Consider the following 10745-nt stretch of genomic DNA (forward strand, 5'->3'; position numbering starts at 1 on the left):
GCCGGCCGCCCCAGGAGGAACGCTTGCGTGCACTATGGTTAGGATGCCTAGCTGAGCAAATTTTCCGTTGACATCGATGTCGTCGGCGATGGTTGGTGAGCTTTGCGGCGAGGCCCGAAGCGGTGGGCGAAAGGCGGTCGGGTGATGGCTGATCCGAAATCAAGTCCTCGCCCCGGTGTCTTGACCCGCGTGCTGCAAAAGGCGTGGATCCCGCTGCTGCTGGTGGTCGTTTTGGCTTTGTCTGCACTCGTGGTGTCACGGCTGCACAAGCTCTTCGGCTCGGAAGATCTCAACGCGAACGCCGGCAAGGGGATCGAAATCGTGCAGTTCAACCCGAAGGTCGTCGTCTACGAGATTTCCGGCGCCCCGGGCACCACGGCAAACATCAACTATTGGGACGAGAACGCCAACACGCATCAGGTCGACAACGCGCCGCTGCCGTGGTCGACGACGATCTCGACCACGTTGCCCTCGGTGAGCGCCAACATCATGGCGCAAAGCAACGGCCCCACGATCAACTGCAAGATCACCGTGGACGGCGTCGTCCGCGACAACCAGAACTCCGACGGCCATAACGCCCAGACCTTCTGCCTGGTGAAGTCCGCATGAGCAATGTGAACAACGAGACCGATTCCGGCGCCAGAAGCGCCGAAGACGACGCAGCCACCGGCCCGATCAGCACTCGCGGCCTGTCGAAGGCCGAGCGCGGCCACCGCCCCTACCTCCCCCACGCGATCCGCATCTTTGCGATCCCGATCATCCTGGGCTGGTTAGTGATCACCGTCTTGGTGAACGTCCTGGTCCCCTCCCTGGAAGTGGTCGGCGAGGCGCATTCGGCGCCGATGACTCCCCTGGACGCGCCGTCGATGAAGGCGATGATGCGGCTGGGCAGTAACTTCCACGAATTCAACTCGAACAGCACCGTGATGATCGTCCTGGAGGGTCAGCAGCCGCTGGGCCCGGACGCGCACAAGTACTACGACAAGCTGATCCGAGACCTGCGCAAGGATCCCGCGCACATCCAGCACATCCAGGACTTCTGGGGCGACCGCCTGACCGCTGCGGGAGCGCAGAGCGCCGACGCCAAGGGCGCGTACGTGCAGGTGAACCTCGCCGGTAATCAGGGCACCACGCAGGCCAACGACTCCGTGGACGCCGTCCGCAAGGTGATCGATGAGAACAAGGCGCCACCCGGCGTGAAGGCCTATGTCACCGGCCCCGCGGCGCTATCCGACGACATGCACATCATCGGTAACGCCAGCCTGGCCAAGATCACGCTGTTCACTCTGGGCGCGATCGCGATCATGCTGCTGCTGGTCTACCGGTCGATCGTCACGACGCTGATCCAGCTTTTCATGACCTTCGTGGCGCTGGCGTGTGCGCGGGGCGTCGTCGCGGTTCTGGCCTATAACAACGCATTCGGGCTCACCACGTTCGCCGCCAACATCCTCACCATGCTGGCGATCGCCGCGGGAACTGACTACGGCATCTTCCTCGTCGGGCGATATCAAGAAGCGTTGGCCGCCGGTGAGGACCGAGAAACGGCTTACTACACCACATTCAAGGGCGTCGCCCCGGTCGTCCTGGGCTCCGGACTGACGATCGCGGGAGCGACCTACTGCCTGAGTTTTACCCGCCTGCCCTGGTTCAACACCATGGGCGCGCCGGTGGCGATCGGCATGCTGGTCGTGGTGCTCGCCGGGCTTTCCCTCGGCCCCGCGGTCGTCTTCGTCGGCAGTCGCTTCCACTTCTTCGAAAGGCAGGCGAAGCGAGGGCGACTGTGGCGCCGGGTGGGCACCGCGGTAGTGCGTTGGCCCGCACCGATTTTGGCCGTCAGCGCCGCCATCGTCCTGGTCGGCATGGTGGCACTGCCGGGCTTCAAGCCCAGCTACAACGACCGTCACTACCTGCCGTTGTCAGCCCCCGCCAATCAAGGGCAAGAAGCCGCGAATCGGCACTTCTCCGAGGCCCGGATGAACCCCGACTTGTTGATGGTCGAATCCAACCATGACATGCGAAACCCGGCCGACATGCTGGTATTGGACCGGGTGGCGAAAAACGAGATGCGCACGCTCGGCATCGCCATGGTTCAGGACATCACCAGGCCGCTGGGCATCCCGATTCAGCACAGCTCGATTCCGTTCCAGAACAGCGTCCAGAGCCAGACGACGATGCAGAACATGGGCTTTCTCAAGGAGCGCATGAACGACATCCTCAAAATGGCTGATGACTTGCAGACCCAAATCGACACCACGCAGCGCCAGTACGAGGTGTCGCTCGATTTGGCCAACGCCGCCGACGACAGCGCCAAGACCACGCAGGTGACGTCGCAGATCACCGACAGCCTGCGCGACCACATCGCCGATTTCGACGACACGTTCCGGCCGGTCCGCACGTACTTCTACTGGGAGAAGCACTGCTACGACATTCCCGTGTGCATCGGGCTGCGATCTTTGTTCGACACGTTCGACGGGTTCGACCAATTGGCCGAGCAGTTCCACTATTTGACGACCGACATCACGCACACCGCCAAAGCGTCACGCGACCTGACCGAGCTGTTTCCCACGCTGATCGCCACTTTGAAAACGACCAGAGGCATCACGCTGACGCTCTATCAGACGTTCAAGGCGATGATCGACCAGATGGAGGCGATGAGCAACACCGGGATCGTCATGGGTCAGAGCTTTGATCAGTCGAAGAACGACGACTTCTTCTACCTGCCACCAGAAGCCTTTGACAACCCCGACTTCCAGACGGGTCTGCGCATGTTCTTGTCGCCGGACGGTAAGTCGGCGCGATTCTTCATCACCCACCAGGACGATCCGATGACGCCGGAGGGAATCGAACGGGTGGCGGCCGAACGCACCGCCGCGCAGGAGGCGCTGAAGCAATCCTCGCTGGCCGACGCCAAGGTGTATCTCGGCGGAACCGCCGCGACGTTCAAGGACATGGCTGACGGTGAGAAGTACGACCTGATGATCGCCGTCATCGCGTCACTGACGCTGATCTTCATGATCATGCTGCTGCTGACCCGAAGCGTGGTGGCCGCGCTGGTCATCGTCGGCACCGCTGCCAGCTCGATCGCGGCGTCTTTCGGTCTGTCCGTGCTGATTTGGCAGGATTTGTTCGGCATCAATATCCACTGGATCGTGATGGCGCTGGCGGTCATCATCCTGTTGGCCGTGGGATCCGACTACAACCTGCTGCTGGTGTCCCGGTTCAGGGAAGAGATCCATCACGGCCTCAAGACCGGGATCATTCGGTCGATGGCCGGGACCGGTGGGGTGGTGACGGCCGCGGGTCTGGTGTTCGCGTTCACCATGGCGTCCATGCTGGGGAGCGATCTGCGCGTGCTCGGTCAGTTCGGGTCGACGGTCTGCATCGGTCTGCTGCTCGACACGCTGATCGTGCGCACACTGCTGATGCCGTCGATCGCTACCCTGCTCGGGCGGTGGTTCTGGTGGCCGCAGGTTGTTCACCCGCGCGGCGACAACGCGCGACGGCCGGTCAGCGCCTAGGCCGATGGTGGCGACCCGCAGCGCCCGGCTACGCCGCGCTTGCGATCGCCACTAAGCTTCGGCGAGCGCCACGCTCACCGCGACCGCGCCCGCGCCGACGTGCAGCGCCAGCACCGGTCCCAGCTCGGTGACGATCGCGGGCTCACACGCCGGTAGCCGCTTGCCCAGCGCCGTCGCCACCTCGGTGGCGCCGTCCGGGTTGTTGACGTGGTGCACCGCCAGGGCTGCGGTGCCGTCGCCGACGACCTGGCAGACCCGGTCGATCATCGCCTCCGTCGCGTGACTGATAGTCCGGACCCGTTGGGCCAGAACGAGTTTCCCGTCATCGATACGCAACAACGGTTTGAGCGCCAACGCGGTGCCCAGCCAGGCCTTGGCGCCCCCGATGCGGCCGCTGCGGCGCAGGTTGTCCAGCCGGTGCACCACGATGAAGGCGTGTCCGCGGGCCACGGCCTCGCGGGCAGCATCCGCGACGGTGTTCAGGTCACCGCCCGTGGCCGCCGCCCGGGCGGCGGCCAGGGCAACGAATCCGGTGCCCATCGCCGCCGATTTGGAGTCGATGACCCGCACGTTGGGATCCAGGTCGGCCGCGGTGCGCTCGGCGGCCCGGCAGGTTCCCGACAGCGCCGACGAAATGTGCACGGCCACCACACCATCGGCGCCGCTGTCGGCCAGCGCCTGTTGGTACGCGTCGGCGAGTTCGGCCGGGGTCGCCGCCGCGGTGGTCGCCGCCAGCTTGTGGATGTCACCCGGAATGTCGTCCACGCCGTCACGCAGGTCGGTGCCGTCGAGCAGGATATGCAGGGGCACAACACGTATCCCCCACTTGTCGAGCAGGTCGGCCGGCAGACGGGCCGACGAGTCGGTCACCACCACGACAGTCACGAGCGCTACCCGCGGGGTTTCTCGTTCGAGATGCCGGCCTCGGCGAGCGCCTTGAGCATCAGCTCCGCGACCGCCTGGTGGGCCTCGAAATTCCAATGGATTCCGTCGGGGTTTCCCCGTCCGTTCATCACGTGTTCTGCGACAGCGGCTTTGAGATCGACCAGCGGTACATCGTGGCTTTGCGCCCACGCGGTGATGGCGGCCACGGTCCCCGCCCGACCGTGGTGGGCCCGGCCGTAGGTGTCGGCGATGTGCACCGACGGCAGCGAGGCCACGATCGGGATCCCGGGGCGGTTGAAATCGATTGCCCCACGAGTCTGTTCGAGATAGTCGGCGCTCAGGTGCGGCGGCAGGGCGGGCCTGGCCACCGGGGAGAGCCTGGGCTGCAGCCACCCGTAGCCGTCGCGCACCCACCGTCGCAGCCACGGCGGTCGCACGTAGCGGATCAGCTCACGCAGCGCGGTGGGCAGCACCGACGGCAGCGAATCCATGCCGCCGGTGGCGAAGATGACGGCTCCCGCGCGCGGTAGCGCCGCCCACGCCCGCGGGTCCTGGGTTGCCGCCCACCAGACGTCCCGACACGTCCAGCCGATGCGACCGATCAGTTCCACATCCCAATCCAATTGGGCGGCAACGATGTTCGGCCAGATGCGGGGATCGTCGGCTGGTAGGCCGCCGGTGGGGCCATAGTAGGCCAGCGAGTCGGCGAAGATCAGCAGTGTGGGACGTTGTTCAGAGGACATCGTTGGACACCTGTGCCGAGGCGTTCCATACGTCCAGACGCCAGCGGATGCTCTCGAATTCGTCGTCCTCGTCGCCGGAATGGCCGGAAAGCTGAACCCAGCTGGCGTTGCCCATGCCACCCAGAACCGGCCAGTTGCCGACGGGAAGCTTCAACAACGCGGCCGACAGCGCGGCGATCAGCCCGCCGTGGGCCACCAGCACCACCGGGCGGTCCGGCCCGTCGGGATCACCCCATTCCGGCTCGGCGGCGGCCAGTTCGGCGACCAACGGCACGCTGCGCGCCGCGACGTCCACCCGGCTTTCGCCGCCATGCGGGGCCCAGGTGGCGTCTTCGCGCCAGGCCAATCGGGCGCCGGGGGCCTGCGCGTCGACCTCGGTATGGGTCAATCCCTGCCAGTCACCCAGATGCGTCTCCCGCAGCCGCTGATCCACCCGGATCGCCAAGCCGGTCACCTCCCCCAGCCTGACCGCGGTGTCGTAGGCGCGATGCAGGTCCGACGACACGATCAGCAACGGCTGCACCTTGCCCAGCACCTCGGCGGCGGCGATGGCCTGCGCCCGTCCGAGTTCGCTGAGTTCGGAATCGAGCTGGCCCTGCATCCGGCTGCCGGCGTTGAACTCGGTTTGCCCGTGCCGCAACATGATCAGCCGACGAATCTTCATTGCGCGCTCGAGTCTTCGGAGTCCCCGCCGCGCTCGTCCAGCTCCACCGGCACCACCGGGCAGTCGCTCCACAACCGGTCCAGGGCATAGAAGTCGCGGTCGTCCTGGTGCTGAATGTGGACGACGATGTCGCGATAGTCCAGCAGCGTCCAGCGGCCTTCGCGGGTGCCCTCGCGCCGCGCGGGTTTGTAGCCCGCCTTGCGCATTTTCTCCTCGACCTCGTCGACGATGGCGTTGACCTGTCGCTCGTTGGACGCCGAGGCGATCACGAAGCAGTCGGTGATGGCGAGCTGGGCGGAGACGTCGATGACGACGACGTCGTCGGCGAGCTTCGCGGCGGCGGCGCCGGCGGCCACCGTCGCCATGTCGATGGCTTCCCGCGTGGCGCTCACGTGGACTCCTCGCCGCCCGGCTTGCTGTAGAGCCGCCGCTTGGAGACGTACTGCACGACGCCGTCGGGCATCAGGTACCACAGCGGACGGTGCTCCTCGGCGCGGCGGCGGCAGTCGGTCGACGAAATCGCCAGCGCCGGAATCTCGACGAGCGTCAACGCGTCATCGGCGAGCTCGCCCAGGACGCCGGTGATGTGGTCGTGGCTCAACTCGTAGCCGGGCCGGCTGACGCCGACGAAGCGGGCCAGGTCGAACAGTTCCTCCCAGCCTTGCCAGGACAGGATGGATTCCAGCGCGTCGGCGCCGGTGATGAAGAACAGCTGGGAATCCGGGTTCAGCGCGCGCAGGTCGCGCAGCGTGTCCTTGGTATAGGTGGGGCCGGCGCGGTCGATGTCGACCCGGCTCACCGAGAACCGGGGATTGGACGCCGTGGCGATCACCGTCATCAGATAGCGGTCCTCGGCGGCGGAGACGTCGCGGTCCTTCTGCCAGGGCTGGCCGCTGGGCACGAACACGACTTGGTCGAGGTCGAACAGGTCGGCGACCTCACTGGCGGCAACCAGGTGGCCGTAATGGATGGGGTCGAACGTCCCACCCATCACTCCTAACCTGCGAAGCTGCTTTTGCACGATGTGCCAGCTTACTTGAGGCGGTGATCAGGGCCTGTCCGAGCTGTCGTCACATGCGCCCCATCAGTCCCCGCTCGGGGTCGCATGCCTTGTGCCCACCTCCGAGCGACAACACCGGAGGCGGGCCGGCTTGTCGCTCGGAGGTGGGCGCAAGCAGTGTCGTCTCGGACGGAGACTGCCGTGACTGGTGTGACAAGAGGTGCGGCCAGGACCTCCCACGGGCAGCCGTGGCCTCACACGGGCAGCAGCGACCTCACACGGGCAGCAGCTGGTCGATCACCGCGGCCAACTGCTTGGCGGACCGGCATTCGTGCATGGCGATGACCTCTTGATAGCGCGGCACCGCCGAGTCGCCGCTTCCCCACAGATGCTTGGGCTCGGGGTTCAGCCAGTGTGCGTGCCGGCTGGCGGTCACCATGTGCGACAGCAGCTCGGTTTCCGGGTTGCGGTAGTTGGTGCGGCCATCCCCCAGCACCAACAGCGAGGTGCGCGGGGAGAGCACGTTCGGGAACGCCTGCACGAAAGACGCAAACGCGTTGCCGTAGTCGGAATGGCCGTCGCGGCTGTAGACGCCCGACTCGCGGGTGATCCGCTGGATGGCCACGGCCAGGTCGGCCTCGGGCCCGAACATGTGGGTCACTTCGTCGGTGGTGTCGATGAACGCGAACACGCGAACGCGCGAGAACTGTTGGCGCAGAGCGTGTACCAGAAGCAGGGTGAAGTGACTGAAGCCGGCGACCGAGCCGGAGACGTCGCACAGCACCACCAGTTCGGGCCGGGCGGGGCGCGGCTTGGCCAGCACCACGTCGATCGGCACCCCGCCCGTGGACATCGACTTGCGCAGCGTCTTGCGGAGATCGATCGACCCGGCGCGGCTGCGCCGCCGGCGCGCGGCCAGCCGGGTCGCCAGGGTCCGCGCCAACGGCGCGACCACCCGGCGCATCTGGCGCAGCTGCTCGCCGGAGGCGCGCAGGAATTCGACGTTCTCGGAAAGCTGGGGTATGCCGTACATCTGGACGTGATCGCGGCCCAGTTGCTCCGCGGTCCGCCGCTTGGTCTCAGCGTCGACCATCTTGCGCAGCTGGGTGATCCGCTGCGCCGCAAGGGCTTTGGCGATCTCCTCCTGTGTGGGTGTGGGTTCGTCGCCGTAGGAGGCGAGCAGCCCGGCCAGCAGCTTGCCCTCGAGTTCGTCCAGGGCCATCGCCTTGAGCGCCTGGTAGGACGAGAAGGACGGGCCCCGGCTGGAACTGTATTTCCCGTAGGCCTCTACGATGCGGGCGATCATCGCCACCAGGCGCTCGTCCATGTCGGCCAGATCGGGGTTGTCGGCCAGCAGATCCAGCAGCATCTGGCGCATCGCCTCGACGTCGTCGGGTGGCAACGCGTTGTCGTCTGGGGTGTCGTCGGCCTCGTCCTCGGCGACCACCGCGCGCGCGCCCAGCGCCGCCGGGAACCACAGGTCGAACATGGCGTCATACGTTTCGCGATGATCCGACCGGCGCAACACCGCGCACGCGATCCCCTCGCGCAGCACCTCGCGGTTGCCCAGACCGAGGGTGGCCATCACCCGGCCGGCGTCCACCGTCTCCGACGGGCCGACCGAAATCCCCGCTGCCCGAAGCGCTTCCACGAAGCCGACCAGGTGCCCGGGCAGCCCGTGCGGGGCGAGCGGCCGGGAGGGGCGTATGCGGCGGGCGGCCATGGCGGTGTTCCTAGTTAAGCCGCAGCTCGCCGGCCGCGCGCTGTTGGTCGGATTGATGCTTGAGCACCACGCCCAGTGTGGCGGCGACGACCGCGTCGTCGATGGTGTCCAGGCCCAGCGCGAGCAGCGTGCGGCCCCAGTCGATGGTCTCGGCGATGGACGGCACCTTCTTGAGTTGCATCCCGCGCAGCACGCCGATGATGCGCACCAGCTCCTCGGCCAGGTGTGCGGGCAGCTCGGGAACGCGGGACAACAGGATGCGGCGTTCCAAATCGGGGCTGGGAAAGTCGATGTGCAGGAACAGGCAGCGACGCTTGAGCGCCTCGGACAGTTCGCGGGTCGCGTTGGAGGTCAGCACCACCAGGGGCGTGCGCTCGGCGGTGATCGTGCCCAGTTCGGGCACGGTCACGGCGAAGTCGGACAACACCTCCAGCAGCAGGCCCTCGATCTCGATGTCGGCCTTGTCGGTCTCGTCGATGAGCAGCACCGTGGGCTCGGTGCGCCGAATGGCGGTCAGCAGCGGACGCTGCAGCAGGAACTCCTCGCTGAACACGTCGTCCTTGGTCTGGTCCCAGTCCCCGGAGCCGGCCTGGATGCGCAAAATCTGCTTGGCGTGGTTCCATTCGTAGAGCGCGCGGGCCTCGTCGACCCCCTCGTAGCACTGCAGGCGCACCAGGCCCGACCCCGTGGCCTGGGCCACGGCGCGGGCCAATTCGGTCTTGCCCACGCCGGCCGGGCCCTCCACCAACAACGGCTTGCCGAGGCGGTCGGCCAGGAACACGGCCGTCGCGGTGGCGGTGTCGGGCAGGTAGCCGGTCTCGGCCAACCGCCGCGAGACGTCGTCGATGTCCTCGAACAGCGGCTTTGACCGGGCGGGCACACTCACAATCGGTTCTCCTAAAACGCTTTCTGCACGGGGATCTCAGGCCGGACGCGTCTGTCCGTCTCCCCACGCGATCCATTTGGTCGAGGTCAGTTCGGGCAGCCCCATGGGACCGCGGGCGTGCAATTTCTGGGTGGAGATGCCGATTTCGGCTCCGAAACCGAATTGCTCCCCGTCGGTGAACGCCGTGGACGCGTTCACCATCACCGCCGCGGCGTCGATAGCGTCGGTAAACCGTTGCGCCGCAGCCATATTGGTGGTCACGATGGCCTCGGTGTGGCCGGTGCCGTACTCGTTGATGTGGGCGATCGCGGCGTCGATACCGTCGACCACCGCCACCGCGATGTCCATCGACAAGTACTCGCGCCGCAGATCGTCCTCGTGTGCGTCCTGGGAAAAGCCCCCATGCACGGTCACGCCGGCGTCTTGCAGGGCGGTCACCAGACGCGGCAACGCCTCCTCGGCGATCGTGGCGTCGACGAGCAGCGTCTCCGCGGCGTTGCAGACGCTCGGCCGACGCGTCTTGGAATTCAGCAGGATCCGCTCCGCGACGTCCAGATCGGCGCCCTCGTGGACGTATACGTGACAATTGCCGACCCCGGTTTCGATCGTGGGCACCTGCGCGTCGCGGACCACTGCGTTGATCAGGTTGGCTCCGCCGCGCGGGATCACCACGTCGACCAGGCCACGCGCCTGGATCAGATGCGTCACCGTGGCGCGGTCGTCGGACGAAAGCAGCTGCACCGCATCGGCCGGCAGGTCCTCGCTGACCAGCGACGCCCGCAACACCTGCACCAGCGCCTGGTTGGACCGGGTCGCCGACGAGCTGCCGCGTAACAGCACGGCGTTGCCGGACTTCAACGCCAAGCCGAACGCGTCGACGGTCACGTTGGGTCGGCCCTCGTAGATCATTCCGACGACGCCGAGCGGGACCCGCTGCTGGCGCAGCTGCAGCCCGTTCGGCAGCGTGTAGCCGCGCAACACCTCCCCGACGGGATCGGGGAGCCCGGCGACCTGACGCAGGCCCGCCGCGATGCCCTCAACTCGCTTGGTATCCAAGGCCAGTCGGTCGAGCATCGCGGTCGGCGTTCCGGCGGCGCGGGCGGCCTCGACGTCTTCGGCGTTGGCGGACAGGATCAATTCCGCGTGGGCGGTGACGGCGTCGGCCGCCGAGCGCAGCGCTTGGTCTTTGGCGACGGTCGGCAACAATGCCAGCACACGGGAGGCGACGCGGGCGCGGCGGGCGGCGTCGTGCACCTCCCGGCGCAAATCAGGCTCCCGCTGTTGGGCCGCTCCGCTGCGCAATGGTGCCTGCAGACTCATTGAACC

10 protein-coding genes are annotated in these 10745 nt (G+C 66.7%); 2 read left to right on the forward strand and 8 right to left on the reverse strand.

Annotated features, from left to right (window positions below; all coding sequences use genetic code 11):
- Positions 1-144: 144 nt before the first annotated feature.
- Positions 145-609 (forward strand): MmpS family transport accessory protein, encoded by a 465-nt coding sequence (locus QGN31_RS17560; protein ID WP_172417500.1) that lies wholly within the window; start codon positions 145-147, stop codon positions 607-609.
- Entirely contained in the window at positions 606-3518 is a 2913-nt protein-coding gene (locus tag QGN31_RS17565; RefSeq protein ID WP_009953589.1) for an MMPL/RND family transporter, read from the forward strand. Before QGN31_RS17560 ends, QGN31_RS17565 begins: the two co-directional genes overlap by 4 nt.
- 51 nt (positions 3519-3569) lie before the next feature.
- Here the strand turns inward: QGN31_RS17565 and QGN31_RS17570 are convergent, their stop codons facing one another.
- From QGN31_RS17570 to QGN31_RS17605, 8 genes are all read right to left on the reverse strand, one after another.
- Complete coding sequence (locus QGN31_RS17570; RefSeq protein WP_014711134.1) at positions 3570-4403, reverse strand: DegV family protein; 834 nt, start codon at positions 4401-4403, stop codon at positions 3570-3572.
- Positions 4404-4408: 5 nt separating this feature from the next.
- Complete coding sequence (gene octT / locus QGN31_RS17575; RefSeq protein ID WP_008255242.1) at positions 4409-5146, reverse strand: diglucosylglycerate octanoyltransferase; 738 nt, start codon at positions 5144-5146, stop codon at positions 4409-4411.
- Positions 5136-5810, reverse strand: coding sequence for a glucosyl-3-phosphoglycerate phosphatase (gene gpgP / locus QGN31_RS17580; protein WP_008255240.1), 675 nt, complete (start codon positions 5808-5810; stop codon positions 5136-5138). The genes octT and gpgP overlap by 11 nt, the downstream gene beginning before the upstream one ends.
- Positions 5807-6202, reverse strand: coding sequence for a ribosome silencing factor (rsfS, locus tag QGN31_RS17585; RefSeq protein WP_014941624.1), 396 nt, complete (start codon positions 6200-6202; stop codon positions 5807-5809). The genes gpgP and rsfS overlap by 4 nt, the downstream gene beginning before the upstream one ends.
- Positions 6199-6801 (reverse strand): nicotinate-nucleotide adenylyltransferase, encoded by a 603-nt coding sequence (gene nadD, locus QGN31_RS17590; RefSeq protein ID WP_008255237.1) that lies wholly within the window; start codon positions 6799-6801, stop codon positions 6199-6201. Before nadD ends, rsfS begins: the two co-directional genes overlap by 4 nt.
- A gap of 283 nt (positions 6802-7084) precedes the next feature.
- On the reverse strand, positions 7085-8533 hold the full coding sequence (locus tag QGN31_RS17595) for a vWA domain-containing protein (RefSeq protein WP_009953585.1): 1449 nt from the start codon (positions 8531-8533) through the stop codon (positions 7085-7087).
- Positions 8534-8543: 10 nt separating this feature from the next.
- A complete protein-coding gene (locus tag QGN31_RS17600) occupies positions 8544-9419 on the reverse strand; it encodes an AAA family ATPase (protein WP_008255233.1) in 876 nt (291 codons plus the stop codon).
- A gap of 36 nt (positions 9420-9455) precedes the next feature.
- Complete coding sequence (locus QGN31_RS17605; protein ID WP_026071540.1) at positions 9456-10739, reverse strand: glutamate-5-semialdehyde dehydrogenase; 1284 nt, start codon at positions 10737-10739, stop codon at positions 9456-9458.
- Positions 10740-10745 lie beyond the last annotated feature (6 nt).

It is taken from the genome of Mycobacterium sp. 2-64 (assembly GCF_035918375.1).
Lineage (GTDB): Bacteria > Actinomycetota > Actinomycetes > Mycobacteriales > Mycobacteriaceae > Mycobacterium > Mycobacterium intracellulare.